This window comes from Actinosynnema sp. NPDC050436, from assembly GCF_040655415.1.
Classification (GTDB): domain Bacteria; phylum Actinomycetota; class Actinomycetes; order Mycobacteriales; family Pseudonocardiaceae; genus Actinosynnema.
Genome location: NZ_JBFAJV010000001.1, coordinates 247,319 through 265,840, shown reverse-complemented (window position 1 = coordinate 265,840; position 18,522 = coordinate 247,319). Strand labels below are relative to the sequence as shown.

The following is an 18,522-nucleotide window of genomic DNA, read 5'->3' as shown; positions in this document are numbered from 1 at the left end:
TGCGAGTGAACGGCGTGCTCCGCGCGGCGGCACACCGGTCCGCTCACCCGACGTGCGTCCTCCGGGCGCGGTCACCGCGAATCGGGGACCGGGAATCGGGTTGACCGGCCTCCTCGCGGGAACGCCTGGGAGGACGACCCCCACCGGGAGGTAGACCCGAATGGCCGACCAGCACAGCGTCCACGACGAGTACCCGCGCCCGGACGAGCAGCGGCCGCGCGGCCAGGAGCCGCCCGGCACCGGCCGGGCCATGGACCCGCAGCCCGACCACGGCGAGCGCACGTACCGGGGCACGGGCAAGCTGACCGACCGGCGTGCCCTGATCACCGGCGGGGACTCCGGCATCGGCCGCGCGGTGGCCATCGCCTACGCCCGCGAGGGCGCGGACGTGGTGCTGTCCTACCTGGAGGAGGAGCAGGAGGACGCCGAGCGCACCGCGGAGTGGGTGCGCGCGGCGGGCCGGCGGGCGGTGCTCGCGCCGGGCGACATCACCGAGGAGGCGCACTGCGCCGACGTGGTCCGGCTCGCGGTGGGCGAGCTGGGCGGGGTCGACGTGCTGGTGAACAACGCCGCCTACCAGATGTCGCAGGACAAGGGGCTGTCCGGCATCACCACCGAGCAGTTCGACCGCGTGCTCAAGACGAACCTGTACGCGATGTTCTGGTTCTGCAAGGAGACCGTGCCGCACATGGCGAAGGGCGCGGCGATCGTGAACACCGCGTCGATCCAGGCGTCGCAGCCCTCGCCGGGCCTGCTGGACTACGCGACCACCAAGGGCGGCATCGTCACGTTCACCAAGGGGTTGGCGCAGGACCTCGCGGAGCAGGGGATCAGGGTGAACGCCGTCGCGCCCGGACCGGTGTGGACGCCGCTCATCCCGGCCACCATGCCGCCCGAAGCGGTCGACTCGTTCGGCGAGCAGGCCCCGCTCGGTCGTGCCGCGCAGCCCGCCGAGCTGGCACCCGCCTACGTGTTCCTCGCCTCGGGGGAGTCGAGCTACGTCTCCGGCGCGGTCCTGGCGGTCACCGGCGGCACGCCGCTGTCGTGAGCCCGGCGGCCCGACCGGTCACCGCGCGGTGACCGGTCGCCGGTCGGCCATTCACGATCGGATGAATGTAGGGGCCTGATGGGCTGACCGCGGCGGTGAATGCACAAATGCCGCACTCGATTCGGTCGTATTCAGGATTTGCGGCACACCAGGGCCATCACCGCGCGCAGGTCGGCCGCCACCACGGGTGCCCGGGTCACCTCCTCGGGCCTGGTCACCGGGGTCGGCACCAGGATCGGGTGCGCGCCGGCGGCGCGGGCGGCCAGCACGTCCGCCTCGATGTCGCCGACCAGCGCGGTCCGCTCCGGTGCCACGCCCAGCGCCGCGCACGCCGCCACCACCATCGCGGGCCGGGGCTTGCGGCACGGGCACCCGTCCTCCGGCCGGTGCGGGCACACCTGCCAGGTGCCGAACCGGCCCAGCAGCTGCTCCACGCGCGCGTTGACGGTGTCGACCTGCGCGCGGGTGAGCAGGCCCCGCCCGATTCCGGACTGGTTGCTCACCACGCCCGTCCGCGCGCCGGTCGCGCGCAGCCGGTCCAGCAGCTCGCGAGCACCCGGCATGGGCTCCACCAGCCGGGGGTCGCCGTTGTACGGGACGTCGCGGACGAGCGTCCCGTCCCGGTCGAACAGAACCGCGTCGAAGGTCACCAGCTTGTGCTAACCCGCGAACGGCGCGCTAAACCACCACGGGTGGGGAATTCCACCTCCGGCGGCACTACCGGCCAGTAGGAGAACCGGTTCTCCCGGAAGCGTTTGTCCGTCGTTTTGCCGGCTAACACTCCTGTGTGGAGTTCTTGGGCGGGGCAGTTCGATGAAGACCTTGGTCGCCCGGCTGGACAACGACGGTGACGTGTTGCTGGCCGGCCCGGCGATCCGGGCCGCGTCGGCTGCCGGCGACGTGGTCGTCCTTTGTGGACCGAACGGCGAGCGCGCGGCGTCGTTGCTGCCCGGCGTCGACCGGGTCGTCCGGTGGCACTGCCCGTGGATCGCCCACCCGGCGGGGGAGTTCTCGCCGGCCGAGGTGGAATCGCTGGTGCCCGTGCTCGCGGGGCTGGAGGTGGAGGTGGCGCTCGTGCTCACGTCGTTCCACCAGAGCCCGCTGCCGCTGGCCCTGCTGCTCAAGCTGGCGGGCGTGCCGAAGGTGGTGGCGCGGTCGACCGACTACGCGGGCGCGCTGCTGGACGTCCGGCTGCGCGACGACCCGGACGTGCCGGAGGCCGAACGCGCGCTGTCCGTGGCGCGGGCGGCCGGTTTCGAGCTGCCGCCGGGCGACGACGGCCGGCTGCGCGTCGACGCCCCGGAACCGCACCTGCCCGGCCCCTACGTCGTGCTGCACCCCGGTGCCACCGCCCCCGCCCGCACCTGGTCGCCCGACCGGTGCGCGCGGGCCGTGACGGCGCTGGCCGAGGCCGGGCACCGCGTCCTGGTCACCGGCGGCCCCGGTGAGACGGCGCTGACCGCGCGCGTGGCCGGGGAGCACGGGGTCGATCTGGGCGGGCGCACCACGTTCGCCGAACTCGCCGGCGTGCTGCGCGGCGCGGACGCGGTCGTCGTCGGCAACACCGGGCCCGCCCACCTCGCGGTCGCCGTCGGCACGCCCGTCGTGTCGCTGTTCGCGCCGGTCGTGCCGGCGGTCAGGTGGGCACCGCACGGCACCCACGTCCTGCTGGGCGACCAGCACGCGCCGTGCCGCGACACCCGGGCGAGGGAGTGCCCGGTGCCCGGCCACCCGTGCCTGGACGACGTGACACCGGCCGCCGTGGTGGCGGCCGTGGCGGAGCTGACGGGAGTGCGCGCGTGAAGGTGTTGCTGTGGCACGTGCACGGGTCGTGGACGCACGCGTTCGTCCAGGGCGGGCACGACTACCTGGTCGTCGGTCCGCCGGACGGCAAGGGCCTGCTCGGGCGCGACTGGCCGGACGCCCGGGAGGTCGCCCTCGCGGAGGCCGAGCCGGACGTGGCCGTGGTGCAGGAGGTCGACCAGCTCGACCTGGTGCCGCCCGGCGTGCCCGTGGTCTACCTGGAGCACAACACCCCGGCCCGGCCGAACCTCGACCACCCGGCCGCCGACCGGGTCGGCCTGATCGTGCACGTCACCCACTTCAACGACCTCATGTGGGACTGCGGGACCACCCGCACGGTGGTCGTCGAGCACGGCGTTGTCGACCCGGGGCCGCTCTACACCGGCGAGCTGGCACGGGCCGCCGTGGTGGTGAACGAGCCGGTCCGCCGGGGCCGCGTGGTCGGCACCGACCTGCTGCCGAGGTTCGCCGAGGTGGCGCCGCTGGACGTGTTCGGCATGGGCACCGAGCAGCTCCCGTGGGGGAGGGGCGACCACGGCCTGCCGGCGCTGCACCGCGAGCTGGCCCGGCGACGCGTCTACGTCCACCCGGCGCGGTGGACGTCGCTGGGGCTGTCCCTGATCGAGGCCATGCACCTGGGGATGCCGGTCGTGGTACTGGCCTGCACGGAGGCGGTGCGCGCGGTGCCGCCCGGGGCGGGCGTGCTCTCGACCGACCTGGACGAGCTGGTGCGCGGGGTCGCCGAACTGGTGGCGGACCCGGCGCTGGCGCGGCAGCAAGGCGCGCGGGCCAGGGAATTCGCCCTGGAGCGCTACGGGATCGACGCGTTCCTGGGCGACTGGGACCGGATCTTGGCGGAGGTGACCGGATGAGGATCTCGATGGTGTCCGAACACGCCAGCCCCTTGGCGGAACTCGGCGAGGTGGACGCGGGAGGCCAGAACGTGCACGTCGCCGCCCTGTCGGCGGCACTGGCCCGGCTGCGCCACGACGTCACCGTCTACACCCGGCGCGACTCGCCGGACCTGCCCGACCGGGTGCGCTCGCCCGACGGGTACGAGGTCGTGCACGTGCCCGCCGGGCCGGCCCGCCGCATCCCGAAGGACGACCTGCTGCCCCACCTGGGCGACTTCGCCCACTTCCTGGCCGGGGAGTGGACCGCCGAGCCACCCGACGTGGTGCACGGCCACTTCTGGATGTCCGGCGTGGTCGCGCTGTCGGCGGCGCGCGCGGTCGGCGTGCCGGTCGTGCAGACCTACCACGCGCTGGGCTCGGTCAAGCGCCGCCACCAGGGCGCGGCCGACACCAGCCCGCCGGAGCGGCTCGGCCTGGAGCGGGCGGTCGGGCGCGACGCGGACCGGGTGCTGGCCACCTGCGCCGACGAGCTGGCCGAGCTGGTGCGGATGGGCGTGCCGCGGTCCAGGGTGTCGGTGGTGCCGTGCGGCGTCGACCAGACCCTGTTCACGCCGTGCGGGATGCGCGCCGGGACCGGCCGCAAGCGGATCGTGTCGGTCGGCAGGTTGGTGCCGCGCAAGGGGTTCGGCGACCTGATCGGCGCGCTGCGGGCGGTGCCCGGCGCCGAGCTGGTGATCGCGGGCGGCCCGGAGGAGCGCCTGCTGGCGGACGACCCGGAGGCGAGGCGGCTGCTGGCGCACGCGCAGCGCTGCGGCGTGCGCGACCGGGTGCTGCCGGTGGGGCGCGTGTCCCGGGCGGAGATGCCCGCGCTGCTGCGGTCGGCGGACGTCGTCGCGTGCGTGCCGTGGTACGAACCGTTCGGGATCGTGCCGCTGGAGGCCATGGCGTGCGGCGTGCCCGTGGTGGCCACCGCCGTGGGCGGGTTGACCGACACCGTGGTCGACGGGGTCACCGGGGTGCTCGTGCCGCCGCGCGACCGGCGCGCGCTGGCCAAGGCCCTCACCTCCCTGCTGACCGACCCGGGCCGGTGCGAGGCGTACGGCCTCGCCGGTGCCGACCGGGTGGCGGCGCGCTACACGTGGGACCGGATCGCCCAGGACACCGAGCGGGTCTACCTGCTCGCCGGTGCCGGACAACCGGTCGACCTGGCCGTGGGAGGTGCCCGATGAGCGTCGACGCCCACCTGGACGGCCTGGCCGAATCGCTGGTCGGCCTGCGCGCGCACGGCCCGCGCGTCGCCCGCTGGGGCGCGACCCTGGCCCGGCGGCTGACGGGCGGGGCGCGGCTGCTCGCGGCCGGCAACGGCGGGTCGGCCGCCGAGGCGCAGCACCTGACCGCCGAGCTGGTCGGGCGCTACCGGGACGACCGGGCCGCGTTCTCCGCGATCGCGCTGTGCGCCGAGACCTCCAGCGTCACCGCCATCGCCAACGACTACGGCTACCAGGAGGTGTTCGCCCGCCAGGTGCGCGCGCACGCCCGGCCCGGCGACGTGCTGGTGCTCCTGTCCACCAGCGGCCGGAGCCCGAACCTGGTGCGCGCCGCGCAGGCCGGCCGGGAGGTGGGCGCGCTGGTGTGGGCGCTGACCGGTGCGGTGCCCAACCCGGTGGCGGACGTGGCCGACGACGTGCTGGCGCTGCCCGGCCCGGCCTGCCACGTGCAGGAGGCCCAGCTGGTCGCCGTGCACGCCCTGTGCGAGGCGTTCGAGAGCGCGTTGCCCGCGTCGGAGCGGAGGGCGTCGTGAAGCTGGTCGTGGTCGGTGACGCACTGCTCGACGTGGACGTCGAAGGCGTCGTGGAACGGGTGTGCCCGGACGCACCGGCACCGGTCCTGGACGTGACCGCCGAACGCGCCCGAGCCGGTGGCGCGGCGCTGGCGGCGGCGTTCGCCCGCGCGGACGGCGTGGACGTGACGCTGGTCAGCGCCGTCGCCGACGACGAGGACGGCGCGCGGCTGCGCGCCCTGCTCGACGTGCCGGCGGTGCTGGGCGGGTCGCCCGCCGCGACGCCGGTCAAGACCAGGCTGCGCAGCGGCGGCACGTCCGTGGCCCGGGTCGACCGGGGCGGCGGGCCCGGCACGCCCCGGGCGACCGACGACATGCTGGACGCGGTGCTGGCCGCCGACCTGGTGCTGGTCTCGGACTACGGGCGCGGGCTGGTGCGCGACGAGCGGCTGCGGGCGGTGCTGGGACGGGTCCCGGTGGTGTGGGACCCGCACCCGCGCGGCCCGGCGCCGACCCCCGACGCGCGGCTGGTCACGCCGAACCTGGCGGAGGCGACCGCGTTCGCGGGCACCTCCGACCCCTACGCCGCCGCAGAAGCGCTGCGGGACCGGTGGCGGGCGCGGGCGGTCGTCGTGACGATGGGGTGCGACGGGGCACTGCTGCACCAGGGCGGCGCACCCGCCGTGGTGCCCGCACCGGCGATCGCGGTGACCGACCCGTGCGGGGCGGGCGACCGGTTCGCCGCCACCGCCGCCGCGCGGCTGGCGGCCGGGGCCGCGCCGGACGACGCGGTCGCGGCCGGGGTCGCGGCGGCGGCGGACTTCCTGGCCCGGGGCGGCGTCGCCGGCCTCCGCGCCGTGGCCCCGCCGTCCACAGTGGACTCCGTTCGGGCGCGCGGCGGCGTGGTGGTGGCGACCGGCGGGTGCTTCGACCTGCTGCACGCCGGGCACGTCCGCACGCTCGCCGCCGCGCGGGCGCTGGGCGACTGCCTGGTGGTGTGCCTGAACTCCGACGCCTCGGTGCGCCGGTTGAAGGGACCGGACCGCCCGGTGACCGGTCAGGAGGACCGCGCGGAGCTGTTGCGCGCGCTGGACTGCGTGGACGAGGTGCGGGTGTTCGAGGAGGACACCCCGGAACAGGCGCTGCGGGCGCTGCGGCCGGACGTGTGGGTCAAGGGCGGGGACTACTCCGCCGAGTCCCTGCCGGAGGCGGACCTGGTGCGCGGTTGGGGCGGCCGGACCGTGGTGGTGCCCTACCACCGGGGCCGGTCCACGACGGGGATTCTGGCGAGGAGGGCTTGATGCTGGGTCAGGTGCTGGTGACCGGTGGCGCGTCCGGGCTGGGCGCGGCGGTGGTGAGCGCGGTGCGGGAGGCGGGCGGCACGCCCTTGGTGCTGGACAAGGCGGCGCCGACGTCGGACGAGGTGGCCGACTTCGAGTCGGTCGACCTGTCCGACACGCGGGCCGCCGAACAGGCGGTCGCCGCGATCGCCGGCCGCAACGGCGGGCTGCGCGCCGTCGTCACGGCGGCGGGCACGGACGCGTGCGGCCGGCTGGTCGACGTGCCCGGACCCGACTGGGACCGGGTGGTGCTGGTCAACCTGCTCGGCACCGCCGCCGTCGTGCGCGCGGCGCTGCCGCACCTCGACGGCGGCCGGGTGGTCACCATCGCGTCCACGCTGGGCATCAAGGCGGTCAGCGACGCGACGGCGTACTGCGCGTCCAAGTTCGGCGTGGTCGGCTTCACCCGCGCGCTGGCCGCCGAGACCGCCGGCCGGACCGGGGTCACCCTGGTCATCCCGGGCGGGATGCGCACGCACTTCTTCGACGACCGCGAGGAGCAGTACCGCCCGCCCGACGACAGCAGGCTCAACCCGCCCGAGCGGGTCGCCGACGCGATCCTGTTCGCCCTGCGGCAGCCCGCCGGCTGCGAGATCCGCGAACTGGTCGTCGCCCACGCCGAAGAGGGGTCCTGGCCGTGACGGTAGAACCCCCCGCGCCGGCTCGCCCGGGACGGCGCACCCGGAAGTCTGGCGCAGAGGAGGCCACATGAGCGTGAACACCGCGCGGAAGGCCCAGGACAGCTGGGGCAGCACACCGGCCGCCGAGCGCGGGGCCGCGCTGCGCGCCGCCGCCGAGGCCGTGCAGGAGCGGGCCGACGACCTGGCCGCCGTGCAGGAGGAGGAGACGGGACGGCCGGCGGCGTCCGCGCGGGAGGGCGTGCTGGCCGGTGCGGGCACGCTCGCCCAGTACGCCGAGCTGGGCCCGGTGCACCGGGGCCGGTCGCTGCACGGATCGCCCGGCGCGGCCGACTTCATGATCCCCGTGCCGCGCGGCGTCGTGGTGGCGCTGACCCCGTGGAACGACCCGGTGGCGATCGCCTGCGGCCTGCTGGGCGCGGCCCTGGTCACCGGGAACGCCGCGGTGCACAAGCCCAGCGAGCGGTGCCCGCGCACCGGCCGGCTGCTGGGCGAGGTGCTGGCACCGCACTTCCCGCCGGGCGTGTTGCAGACCGTGGACGGCGGTGGCGGGGTCGGCGCGGCACTCGCCGCCGACCCCGACGTCGACGTGGTGGCGCACGTCGGGTCGACGGCCACGGGCCGGGCGATCGCCGCCGCCTCGCGCGCCAAGCTGCTGCTGGAGAACGGCGGCAACGACCCGTTGGTGGTCGACGCGGACGTGGACCCGGTCTGGGCGGCCGGCCAGGCCGCGCTGGGCGCGTTCACCAACGCGGGCCAGCTGTGCACGTCGGTCGAGCGGGTCTACGTGCACGAGGCGGTGGCGGAACCGTTCCTGGCCGCGCTGTGCGACCTGGCGCGGGAGTGGAACGCCGACCCCCAGCCGCTCGTGGACGAACGCCACGCCGCCGCCGTGCACGCGCACGTCGCCGAAGCGGTCGAGGCCGGCGCGGAGCTGCTGGTGGGCGGCGCGCCGGACGTCCGCGTGCACCCGGCCACCGTGCTCACCGGCTGCACGCCGGAGATGCGGGTGATGGTGGAGGAGACATTCGGCCCGGTGGTCCCGGTGCGCGTGGTGCCGTCCTTCGACCGTGCGCTGGAGGAAGCCGCCGCCGGCGACCACGGCCTGGCGGCGACCGTGCTGACCGCGTCGATGGCCCACGCGCACCGGGCGTGGCGGGCCCTGCCCGTCGGCACGGTGAAGGTCAACGCGGTGTTCGGCGGCGCACCCGGCGGTGCCGCCCAGCCGCGCGGGGCGTCCGGCACGGGCTACGGCTACGGGCCGGAGCTGCTGGACGAGATGACGACCACCAAGGTCGTGCACCTGGGCACACCGACCTGCACCTGACCGATCCGGTGGCCGCCCGCCGACGACGGCCCCGCCGCCACCCCGACCTGCGACGAGCGGCCGGGTGTGCCCGTCCTCCTACCGGCAGGGCACACCCTCCACCGCCTGCTTCCCGCAGTGCTCGACGGCTGCGGCGGGGAACCGCCCAGCGGAACCAACACCGGCAGGGCGCTGACGAGCACCGCTGCCGAGCGCACGAAGCCCGTCCCGCGTCGGCGGCTGCTAGGCGGGCGTGAGCGCGTCGGGCTCGCCCTTCAGGTCGGTGGCCGGCCCGCCCTTCGGGTCGGTGGTCAACTCGACCGCCAGGTCGGGCCGCCGGGACTCCGGGACCTTGGGCGTCTCCTGGGGCTTGAACGGCTGGTGCACCTGGACGCCGAGGACGTGCGCGCGGTGGTCGGTGAGGTTCGGCACCTCCGACCCGGACGGGGGCTCGATCGTCAGCGTGAAGCTCTTGCCGTCCACGCTGCGCTCGAAGTTCGCCTTCTTGTAGCGGTTGTGCGCGACGGTCAGCGGGATGCCGAACAGGGAGACCCCGAGGTCGGCGGACTGGCGCAGCTCCTCACCCGCCTGGTTCCACCGGCCCGCGTGGTAGGTCACCTTGATCGACGGCAGGCACCCGAGCACCAGGCCCTGCTGCATCCAGAACTCCGCGACCTCGCTCGCGGGGTAGTGGAACAGGTGGTAGCCGGTGACGTCCTTGCCGTCGTTCTTGACGGCCTCCTCCAGGATGTCCGGGGCGAACCAGCCGGTCTTGGCGTCCTCCGACAGCAGCGCGGGCGCGGCCTGCACCCACGACAGCCCCCGCATGGTGATGGCGATGTCGATCGACACCTGCGAGGCGGCGAACCTGTCCACCGAGTAGCTGGCCGAACTCGTGCCGAACGCCAGCAGCCCGCCCCAGCCGATGACGCCGCCGGCCCTGCCGTCGACCTCCAGACTGGCCTCGCCCTGCTGGTAGTGCCGGGCCTTGATGGTGATCGTGACCGACGACTTGGCGGCCTTTTCCAGGTCCGCCCGGATCGCTTTGGGTTCCCGCGAGGGCTGGTAGGCGACCCGGTACTTCGTGGTCTTCCCGTCGGGGGCGACCGTCCTGAGGCCGCCGTTCTCCTTCGTCGGGTTCTCGGTGTTCTTGATGGCCTGGTTCCGGCGGCCCCGCGCCGCGCCCTGCATGTTGAGGATCGGGAGGTACTTCTCCAGGGCGTTGATGTACTCGCACAGCGCCACCAGGATGCCGTCCGACTCGGAGGGGCGGTTGGGCAGCGCCTCTTCGAGGTCGTCCACGTTCCCGGTCTGGAACTTGAAGTTCGGCTTGTCCGCCCAGATCGGGATCTGGACGTCCAGGATGTACCCGACCTTCGTCCTCGACCCCGCCGCTTCCAACTCGTCGTCGGTGATCTCGCCGAACGCCCGCTCGTAGTCGTTGACCAGCATCTGGGCGGCTTCCTGGTGGTCGATCTCGCCCTGCTCCAGCGCCTGCTCGTCCGCGCTGCTGAGCAGCCACTGCACGTCGCGCAGGTAGGTGAGGTACCGGGTGCTCGCGAGTTCCGCCCCGAGGAGGTACTCGCCCGGAACGGTGCTGCTCGGGGTCGGCCGGTAGTTGAGGTACGTCCAGGCGAGTTCGGTGAACCAGTTCGACTTGTCCCTGAAGTAGAACGGGAACCCACCGGCCGTCCCGACGTTGACCGGGCGTGCGTCCTTGATCTCCGTCAGGGTGCGGGACTTCTCGGCGAGGGCCCGGTAGTAGTCCATCGAGGTGTAGAGGTTGCGGTGCGCCACTTCGGTCTCCATTCCGGTCGCGATTCCGCAGAACGGGAGCCAATAGACCACACCTTGACGGGTGGTGAAACCCGATGTCTGCGCGATCCGCCCGATAGTGCGTCCGGTTACCCACGAAAGCCTTCGAAAAGCACGCGATGCGCCGGCCCCGACCGAGAACGTGGTCCGCACCCGTGAATGCGGATCGGGCAGCCAGCGCAGGCGGCCCTGTTCCTCACCCGTCCGATCTGATTTTCACCAAACGGCTTACCTGGTGGTCGCGCTGCGCGCGCGGGACTGTGCCCGGAAGGGCGTCGACAACACCTGGCCAGGTGGATTCCTGTTCTGAGCCTGCACCGATCGCCCGGTGGTGCCGCATCGGTCAGCCACCCACCGGCGCGGGGTCAGGGGTTGCGGCGACCGGTGCCCACGAGGCGGAAGCCGGCTTCCACCACCTTGTCCGGCGGGACCAGGTTCCGGGTGTCCACGATCACCGGGTCGCTCATGTCCTGGGCCAGCGACGGCCAGTCCAGCTCGGCGAACTCCGGCCACTCGGTCAGCACCAGCAGCGCCCGCGCGCCGCGCGCGGCGTCCTGGGCCGACTCCACGACCCGCAGGCCGGCCGCCGCGAGCACGCCCGGGTCGTAGGCCACCAGGTCGGCGCCCTCGGCGGCGAGCAGGTCGGCGACGGCCAGGGCGGGTGAGTCGCGCAGGTCGTTCGTGCCAGCCTTGAAAGCCAGCCCCAGCAACGCGATCCGCGCGCCCTCCAGCGGGCCGACGACGTCGCGGAGCTTGGCCACCACCCGGTGCGGCTGGTGGTCGTTGGTGCTGATCGCCGCGCCCAGCAGGGGGAAGTCGACGCCGGCCCGCTCGGCGGCGGCCAGCAGCGCCCGGGTGTCCTTGGGCAGGCACGACCCGCCCCACCCCGGGCCGGGCGCGAGGAACGCGGTGCCGATCCGGTCGTCCAGGCCCATCGCGGCGGTCACGTCCTCGACGTCCGCGCCGACCTGCTCGCACAGCTCCGCCAGGGAGTTCACGTACGACAGCTTCACCGCCAGGAAGCAGTTGCTCGCGTACTTCACCAGCTCCGCGCCCACGGTCGAGGTCACCACCACCGGCACCCCCTCGGCCCGGTACAGCGCCGACACCCGCCGAGCCGCCGGGCCGCCGACCACGATCCGCTGCGGGCGCAGGAAGTCCTCGACCGCGTGCCCCTCGCGCAGGAACTCCGGGTTCGACACCACCGGCACGTCGACCACGTCGGCGACGGTGTCCGCGGTGCCCGGCGGCACGGTCGACTTCAGCACCAGCACGCTGTCCGGCGACAGCAGGTGACCCTCGCCCAAGACCGCGTGCACGGCCGAGAGGTCCGCCGCGCCGTCGCCGCCGGTCGGGGTCGGCACGCACAGGAAGACGAAGTCCCGGCCGGCCAGCGCGTCGCGGTTCCCGCGCACGAACCGCAGGCGTCCCGTGGCCAGGCCGCGCTCCACCAGCGCGGTCAGCCCGGGTTCCAGCACCGCCACCTCGGCCCGGCGCAGCGCGCGCACCCGACCCTCGTCCACGTCCGCGCACACCACGTCGTGCCCCAGCTCCGCGAAGCACGCGGCGGTGGTCAGGCCGACGTAGCCCGCTCCGATGACACCGATTCGCGCCACGGCACACCTCCCAGTGCGGTCAGGACTTCGGCGACGTCGATCTCCAGCAGCCCGGGGTCGGGCTCGTCGGCGAACGTGTCGCCGACGCGGCCGTGCCACAGGGCCCGGTGCGGCCCGCCGCGCGGTCCCCAGCGCGCCGGGGGCACCGGCCCGAACAGCACCACAGACGGGGTGCCGTACGCGGTGGCGACGTGCGCCGCGCCGGTGTCGCCGCACACCAGCGCCCGCGCGCCGCCGACCAGGTCCAGGAAGGACCCGAGCGACCCGATCGCGGGCCGGCCCACGGCGGTGGCGAGCGGGCGCTCCGCCTCGCTGCCGGTCACCGCGACCGACGGCCCCAGCGCCCGCGCGACGGCGGCCCACCGGTCGACCGGCCACCGCCGCGCCCCGTGGCTCGCCCCCGGGTGGACCACGACGTGGTCGTTGCGCTCGACGGGCGGCAGCCGCAGGTCGTCGGGGTCGCACGCGATCCCGTGCCGGTCCAGCAGCTCGCACCACCGCAGCACCTCGTGCTGCTCGTCGTCCCAGTGCTCCGCGCTGATCAGCAGGCCGGGGTCGGTGGCGCGCAGCAGCGCCGTGCTCTGCGGGCCCCGGCCGTGCAGGTTCACCGCGAGGTCCGGCCGCTCGAACGGGACGGGGTCGAGCCCGGCGACGGGCAAGTGCCGGTCGACCGCGTCGATCCGCGCCACCGCGTCGGCCAGCCAGGCCGGTGCGGCGAGCGTGATCACCGCCGCCGGGAACGCCCGGCGCAGGCCGCGCAGCGCGGGCACGGCGGTCAGCAGGTCGCCCAGCCCGAGGGCGCGCAGCACGAGCACGTTCACCGCCGCACCCCCCGAAAGCGCAGCTCGCCCCGCAGCCGGTGCCAGCACGCGGCCGGCGGGATGGCGGCGCTGGTCACGGCCATCCGCCACACCTCGCCGGAGGTGCGCGGGCCGGGCGCGATGCGCTGGGCCGCGAACCAGGCGGTCAGCCCCGCCCAGACCGCGCCGGCGGCCAGCGCGGGCCGGCGTCGACCCGCCAGCGCGGCCACCACCGCCGCGACGCCGGCCACCGTCGTGGCCGCGTGCCACTTCAGCCGTCCCCGGTGGCCGCCGATCCGCGCGCGCCACCCCGGGCCGAGCAGCCGCCGCACGAGGGCGTCGTCCGCGTTGCCCCGCTGCTGCCGCAGGCTGGCGAAGAAGTCCGACTCGCGCACCGGGTGCGTGGTGGTGCGCCGCCCGGTGGTGATCCGGTAGCCGTGGTCCAGCACCCGCACCGCCAGCTCGGCGTCCTCCCGGTAGGCGCGCGGGAACCGCTCGTCGAACCCGCCCGCCCGCACCAGCGCGGCCCGCCGGTAGACCATGTCGGCGGTGATCCACTTGGCGCCGGCGAGCCCGGCCGTGCCGCGCTCCCAGTCGTCCGGCCGGCGGCCGGCGGGCAGCGGCACCACGATCCGGGCCTGGCAGGCACCCAGGTCGAGGGGTGCGTCCCGGAGGTCCTCGGCGAGCAGCGCGCGCCAGTCCGGGCCGGGCACCACGTCGTCGTCCAGGAACACCACCCACTCGCAGCACGTCGCCCGCCACCCGGTGTTGCGGGCGGCGGCCGGGCCGCGCCCGCCGCTGTGCAGCACGCGCGCCGAGTGCGTCGGGGGCAGCGGGCCGGGAACCGGCCGGTCGTCCACCACGATCACCTCGCGCGGCGGCGGCCCCTCGCCGTGCTCGACGGCGTCCAGCACCGCCGACAGGCTCGCCCGACCCACGGTGGGGATCACCACGGCGTAGTCGGCGCTCACCGGCGCACCGCGAACCGGCCGATGGCCAGCAGGTCGACCGGTGCCGAGCCGAAGCACTCCAGCGCGTCGCGCGGGTCGTCGACCATCGGCCGGCCGGCGGTGTTCAAGCTCGTGTTGACCACCACGGGCACCCCGGTGCGCCGCTCGAACCCGCGCAGCACGCGCGCCATCAGCGGCTCCCGGTCCGGCGCGACGGTCTGCACCCGCGCGGTGCCGTCGACGTGCACGACGGCCGGGATGCGGTCCACCCACTCCGGGCGCACGTCGTGCACGAACAGCATGTACGGGCTGGGGATCGGTCCCCGCGCGAACAGCTCGGCGGCCCGCTCCTCCAGCACCATCGGCGCGACCGGGCGGAACTGCTCGCGCCCCTTCACGTCGTTGAGCCGCCCCAGGTTCTCCGCGTGGCAGGGGCTGGCCAGCAGCGACCGCCGCCCCAGCGCGCGCGGCCCGTACTCGCTGCGCCCCTGGAACCACGCGACGACCTGGTTGGCCGCCAACGCCTCGGCGACGACCTCGGCGATGTCGTCGGGCTCCTCGTAGGAGACCGCCGCGCGCTTGAGGAACTCCTCGACCTGGTCGTCGGAGAAGCCGCGCCCGAGGTCCGCCCCGGGCATGGCCGCCGCCGGTTCGCCGCCCTCCGCCGCGACGTGCAGCGCCGCGCCCAGCGCGGTGCCCGAGTCGCCGGCGGCAGGCTGCACCCACACCTCGTCGAACGGCCCCTCGTCCAGGATGCGGGTGTTGGCCACGCAGTTGAGCGCGACGCCGCCCGCCATGGCCAGCCGGCGCTGCCCGGTCCGCTCGTGCAGCCACCGGGCCAGGTCCAGCAGCACCTCCTCGACCCGCGTCTGCACGCTCGCGGCCAGCTCCGCGTGCTCCCGGGTCACCTCGTCGGCCGCGCCCCGGGGCTTGGCCAGCGCCGCCCAGTCCACCGGCCGCACCTCGAAACCGCCGTCCGGGCGGGCGAAGACGTGCTGCCGCAACAATTCCAGGTGCACCGGCTCCGCGTAGGAGGCGAGTGCCATCACCTTGTACTCGTCGCTGGAGCGCAGGAAGCCCAGGTGCTCGGTGAGGTCTTCGTAGAGCAGTCCGAGGGAGTGGGGGAGGTCCTGCGCGGCGAGCGTGGTCAACCTGTGGCCTTGGTACTGCCCGGAGAGGTGCGAGCCGCACTCGCCCCGACCGTCCGCCACCAGCACGGCGCAGTCACCGTCGAACGGCGCGGCCAGGCCCGTGGACGCCGCGTGCGCCACGTGGTGCGGGACGAACCGGACGATGTCCGGGTCGAGGCCGGGCAGCGCGGTGGCGAGGAACTGCGGCGCGCGGCGCGCGTAGGTGGTGCGCAGCTCCTCCCACGGCGCGGTGTCCGCCGCCACCAAAGCCGGGTCGTAGGAATACGCCACCGCGTCCAGGTCGGCAGGGCCCAGCCCGGCGTGCTCCAGGCACCACCGGGCGGCCTGCTCGGGCAGCTCCCACGCGGAGAACGGCACCGGCCGCTTGCCGTGCTTGCGCCGGGAGAACCGCTCCTCTTCCGCTGCGGCGACGACTTGGCCGTCGACCACCAGCGCGGCGGCGGGGTCGTGGAAAACCGCGTTGATGCCGAGCACGCGCACAGCGCGCCTCCTTTCGTCCGGTGTGGACGCTCACCCGACGGGATGCGGGGCGAACGAACGTCGGAGCCCTTCGTCCAGCGAGATCTCCGGCTCCCAGCCGAGCACCTCGCGCGCCAGGGAGATGTCGGGCCTGCGCCGCTTCGGGTCGTCCACCATCCCGGCCCCGTGCTCGACCACCGACGTGGAGCCGGTGAGCGCGATGATCCGTTCCGCGATCTCCAGCACGGTCACCTCGTGCGGGTTGCCCAGGTTCACCGGGCCGTGGTGCGGGGACTCCGCCATGGCCAGCAGCCCGCGCACCAGGTCGTCCACGTGGCACAGCGACCGGGTCTGCCTGCCGTCCCCGTGCACGGTCAGCGGCTCGCCGGCGCGCGCCTGCCGCAGGAAGGTCGGGACCACGCGGCCGTCGTCGGGCCGCATCCGGGGGCCGTAGGTGTTGAAGATGCGCACGATCCCGGTGTCCGTGCCGTACTCGCGGCGGAACGCCTCGACCGCTGCCTCGCCGAACCGCTTGGCCTCGTCGTACACGCTGCGCGGCCCGATCGGGTTGACGTTGCCCCAGTAGTCCTCGCGCTGCGGGTGCTCCAGCGGGTCGCCGTAGACCTCGCTGGTCGAGGCCACCACGATCCTGGCCCCCTTGCGCCGCGCCAGTTCCAGCGCGTGCAGGGTGCCCAGCGCGCCGGTCCGCAGCGTGTCCACCGGCATCCGCAGGTAGTCCACCGGGGACGCCGGGCAGGCCAGGTGCAGCACCAGGTCGACGTCGCCGAGCAGGTCGATGGGCCGCGTCACGTCACCGGGCGCGACGCCCAGGTGCGGGTGGTCGGGCAGGTTGTCCGGCGAGCCGGTCCGGAAGTCGTCCACGCACACCACGCGCGCACCGCGCTCCAGCAGCGCTTCGCACACGTGCGAGCCGATGAAGCCCGCGCCACCGGTGACCACCACTCGTCGGAAACCCATGGTTCCCAGCTACCCCGGTCGAAGCGACTCATGCACCGGGGAGCCGGCGGACTACGCAGAGCAGCGCTTCTCCCTGCTCCGAGCCCTGTCCCGATCGAGTGACAACGGTCGGTGAGGAGCGGCGCTCACCCGGTCGTGTCGGTTCCGGGGCCCGGGAGCCGGGGCCGGCGCGCGCGGCCCGGACGGTTGTCGTGCGGTGCCGGGGGTAACCCGGTGGTCCGCGCGCAACCAGGAGGTGCCATGCCCGCACGACGAGACATGCCCAGCACGGTCGAGCGGTCGTCCGACAAGGCCCAGCGCACGTGGAGCAAGACGCACGACTCGGCGGTGGAGACCTACGGAGAGGGCGAACGCGCGCACCGCACCGCGTTCTCCGCGCTCAAGCACTCCTTCGAGAAGGTCGGCGACCACTGGGAGGCCAAGGAGCAGAAGGGCCCGTCCGACGACCAGGCCGCTCGCAGCACGCCCGAGGCGGGGAAGACGGCCGGCGGCGTCGACGCCAACGCGAGCAAGCGCCACCTCTACGAGATCGCGCGCCGCTTGGACGTGCCGGGCCGGTCGACCATGAGCAAGGAGGAGCTGGTGGATGCGATCGACAAGGCCAACCAGCGTGAGACGAGGGCGGCCCGGGAGTGACGCCGGCCACCGGATCCGCGGATCCGGTGGCCGGCACCGTCGCCTGCCCGGTAAGACGGCAGCGCTACCTGCCCAGGGCGGAGACCGCGCACGCGGCGGCCCAGGACAGCGCGAACGCGGCGATCTTGCGCCGGGCGGCCCGATCGGGCAGCGTCAGGCCGAACACCACCGCGTCGGCGGCGTCCGACACGACCCGGGCGGCCACCGCCCACTTCAGCGCCGTGCCGGCCGGGGCGAGCACCATGGCCAGGCCGATGGCGGCGTCCCGCGCGCCGATCCCGCCGACCAGCGTCCGCACGGCCGGTTCGACCCGCCCGTGCGCGTCGGACAGCCCGCACGGGCGGGCGAGCAGCTTGGGTTCGGCGATGATCGCGGCACCGTACGCCGCCGTGGCGGCTCCCAGGAGCCGGGTGAGCGCAGCCATCGTGGTCCTTCCCTCGGGTGACGGGTCATCCCCGGATACCCCTGATCACCCCGGGAAACCGCGATCCCGGCGCGCGCCGGGCCACCCGACGCGCCGGGGCGGAGCTCGACGGTGGCGAATGCGGGGAGTACGGTTCGGGGAGAGGTTGAGTCACCAGCCTGACCACCAGCGGCGCACGGCCGGAAGTCGGGACAGGCGGTTCGACGTGATCGATTCCCCTTGGATGCTCACCGTGGACAGCGAGACCCGCGCAGCGGGTGTCGTCCTGCGCGTGCAGGGCGACGTGGACATGAGAACGGCGGAAGAGTTGGAGAGCCGCGCGCGGGACGTGGCGGCCCACGCCACCCCGGTCGTGCTGGACCTCACCCGCGTGGGGTTCCTCGGCTCGCACGGCGTGGCGCTGCTCGTGCGCCTGAACCGCCTGTGCGCCGAGAACGGCGGTCGGTTGCGCGTCGTGGCCGACCACCGCGCCGTGCTGCGCCCGCTGGAACTCACGCAGGTGCTGTCCGTGCTGACCGTCGTGCCGACGCTGGAAGAAGCCCTCGACGGCCCGGCCGACCGCCGGTGACCCGGTCGAAGCCGCCGCCGGGAGCGCCCACCGCGACACCGCCGAACGACTGGACCGCCGCCAGGCCCGACTCCTGCGCGGCGGACCCGCCCGCCACCCCGGAAACCGGTGCGCAGTCGACGTGATGTCCGAGCCCGGCCGGTTCGGCGTCCGCGCGTTCCCGAGACCGGACCTACCCGTGGTGGCCGGGACGACATAACGGTAGGGGCACTTCCCGCACCGAGGTTCCCGAAGAAGTGTCGCTGCGCCCCACAACGGGTACGCGGGTCGGCAGGCGGTAGAAAATTCCGCGTTGCCGTCCGGCCTGCCCGTCCCGCGCCACGAGCGGAGTTCCCCGCAGGGAAGGGGCACGGACG

Annotated in this window: 18 protein-coding genes; 10 read left to right on the top strand and 8 right to left on the bottom strand. The window is 74.7% G+C overall.

Annotation, left to right across the window (positions count from 1 at the left end; translation table 11 throughout):
* Positions 1-160 precede the first annotated feature (160 nt).
* Positions 161-1,048 (top strand): glucose 1-dehydrogenase, encoded by an 888-nt coding sequence (locus tag AB0I60_RS01130; RefSeq protein WP_360724842.1) that lies wholly within the window; start codon positions 161-163, stop codon positions 1,046-1,048.
* Positions 1,049-1,179: 131 nt separating this feature from the next.
* Here AB0I60_RS01130 and AB0I60_RS01125 read toward each other — a convergent pair whose 3' ends face one another.
* Positions 1,180-1,698, bottom strand: coding sequence for an HAD-IIIA family hydrolase (locus tag AB0I60_RS01125; RefSeq protein ID WP_360724840.1), 519 nt, complete (start codon positions 1,696-1,698; stop codon positions 1,180-1,182).
* Between the two features lie 163 nt (positions 1,699-1,861).
* Between AB0I60_RS01125 and AB0I60_RS01120 the strand changes: the two genes are divergently transcribed.
* The 7 genes from AB0I60_RS01120 (at position 1,862) to AB0I60_RS01090 (ending at position 8,790) form a co-directional block, all read left to right on the top strand.
* Positions 1,862-2,851: a glycosyltransferase family 9 protein gene (locus AB0I60_RS01120; protein ID WP_360724838.1), complete on the top strand. Its 990-nt coding sequence runs from the start codon at positions 1,862-1,864 to the stop codon at positions 2,849-2,851.
* Positions 2,848-3,723 carry a glycosyltransferase gene (locus tag AB0I60_RS01115; protein ID WP_360724836.1) on the top strand — a complete coding sequence of 292 codons (876 nt, stop codon included), beginning with the start codon at positions 2,848-2,850 and terminating at the stop codon, positions 3,721-3,723. Before AB0I60_RS01120 ends, AB0I60_RS01115 begins: the two co-directional genes overlap by 4 nt.
* Positions 3,720-4,934, top strand: coding sequence for a glycosyltransferase (locus tag AB0I60_RS01110; protein WP_360724834.1), 1,215 nt, complete (start codon positions 3,720-3,722; stop codon positions 4,932-4,934). Before AB0I60_RS01115 ends, AB0I60_RS01110 begins: the two co-directional genes overlap by 4 nt.
* The gene (locus tag AB0I60_RS01105) at positions 4,931-5,506 is read left to right on the top strand and encodes an SIS domain-containing protein (protein WP_360724832.1); all 576 of its coding nucleotides are present in this window, start codon (positions 4,931-4,933) and stop codon (positions 5,504-5,506) included. The genes AB0I60_RS01110 and AB0I60_RS01105 overlap by 4 nt, the downstream gene beginning before the upstream one ends.
* The gene (gene rfaE2, locus AB0I60_RS01100) at positions 5,503-6,786 is read left to right on the top strand and encodes a D-glycero-beta-D-manno-heptose 1-phosphate adenylyltransferase (RefSeq protein WP_360724830.1); all 1,284 of its coding nucleotides are present in this window, start codon (positions 5,503-5,505) and stop codon (positions 6,784-6,786) included. Before AB0I60_RS01105 ends, rfaE2 begins: the two co-directional genes overlap by 4 nt.
* Complete coding sequence (locus AB0I60_RS01095; RefSeq protein ID WP_360724828.1) at positions 6,786-7,466, top strand: SDR family oxidoreductase; 681 nt, start codon at positions 6,786-6,788, stop codon at positions 7,464-7,466. Before rfaE2 ends, AB0I60_RS01095 begins: the two co-directional genes overlap by 1 nt.
* Positions 7,467-7,533: 67 nt before the next feature.
* A complete protein-coding gene (locus AB0I60_RS01090; RefSeq protein ID WP_360724826.1) occupies positions 7,534-8,790 on the top strand; it encodes an aldehyde dehydrogenase family protein in 1,257 nt (418 codons plus the stop codon).
* A gap of 222 nt (positions 8,791-9,012) precedes the next feature.
* Here AB0I60_RS01090 and AB0I60_RS01085 read toward each other — a convergent pair whose 3' ends face one another.
* The 6 genes from AB0I60_RS01085 to AB0I60_RS01060 form a co-directional block, all read right to left on the bottom strand.
* Complete coding sequence (locus AB0I60_RS01085; RefSeq protein ID WP_360724823.1) at positions 9,013-10,578, bottom strand: hypothetical protein; 1,566 nt, start codon at positions 10,576-10,578, stop codon at positions 9,013-9,015.
* A gap of 371 nt (positions 10,579-10,949) precedes the next feature.
* Entirely contained in the window at positions 10,950-12,200 is a 1,251-nt protein-coding gene (locus AB0I60_RS01080; protein WP_360724821.1) for a UDP-glucose/GDP-mannose dehydrogenase family protein, read from the bottom strand.
* Positions 12,158-13,021, bottom strand: a complete 864-nt coding sequence (locus AB0I60_RS01075; RefSeq protein ID WP_360724819.1) for a glycosyltransferase family 9 protein — start codon at positions 13,019-13,021, stop codon at positions 12,158-12,160. The genes AB0I60_RS01080 and AB0I60_RS01075 overlap by 43 nt, the downstream gene beginning before the upstream one ends.
* On the bottom strand, positions 13,018-13,971 hold the full coding sequence (locus tag AB0I60_RS01070) for a glycosyltransferase (protein WP_360724817.1): 954 nt from the start codon (positions 13,969-13,971) through the stop codon (positions 13,018-13,020). The genes AB0I60_RS01075 and AB0I60_RS01070 overlap by 4 nt, the downstream gene beginning before the upstream one ends.
* Positions 13,968-15,581: a carbamoyltransferase C-terminal domain-containing protein gene (locus tag AB0I60_RS01065; protein WP_360724815.1), complete on the bottom strand. Its 1,614-nt coding sequence runs from the start codon at positions 15,579-15,581 to the stop codon at positions 13,968-13,970. The genes AB0I60_RS01070 and AB0I60_RS01065 overlap by 4 nt, the downstream gene beginning before the upstream one ends.
* 30 nt (positions 15,582-15,611) lie before the next feature.
* Entirely contained in the window at positions 15,612-16,538 is a 927-nt protein-coding gene (locus tag AB0I60_RS01060; protein ID WP_360724813.1) for a UDP-glucuronic acid decarboxylase family protein, read from the bottom strand.
* A gap of 240 nt (positions 16,539-16,778) precedes the next feature.
* Between AB0I60_RS01060 and AB0I60_RS01055 the strand changes: the two genes are divergently transcribed.
* A complete protein-coding gene (locus AB0I60_RS01055) occupies positions 16,779-17,174 on the top strand; it encodes a ChaB family protein (protein WP_360724811.1) in 396 nt (131 codons plus the stop codon).
* Positions 17,175-17,238: 64 nt separating this feature from the next.
* On the opposite strand, the gene AB0I60_RS01050 is transcribed toward AB0I60_RS01055, so the two are convergent.
* Positions 17,239-17,598 (bottom strand): hypothetical protein, encoded by a 360-nt coding sequence (locus AB0I60_RS01050; RefSeq protein ID WP_360724809.1) that lies wholly within the window; start codon positions 17,596-17,598, stop codon positions 17,239-17,241.
* A 205-nt stretch (positions 17,599-17,803) separates the two neighbouring features.
* On the opposite strand from AB0I60_RS01050, the gene AB0I60_RS01045 reads away from it, so the two are divergent.
* Positions 17,804-18,166: an STAS domain-containing protein gene (locus tag AB0I60_RS01045; RefSeq protein ID WP_360724807.1), complete on the top strand. Its 363-nt coding sequence runs from the start codon at positions 17,804-17,806 to the stop codon at positions 18,164-18,166.
* The last annotated feature ends 356 nt before the right edge of the window (positions 18,167-18,522 follow it).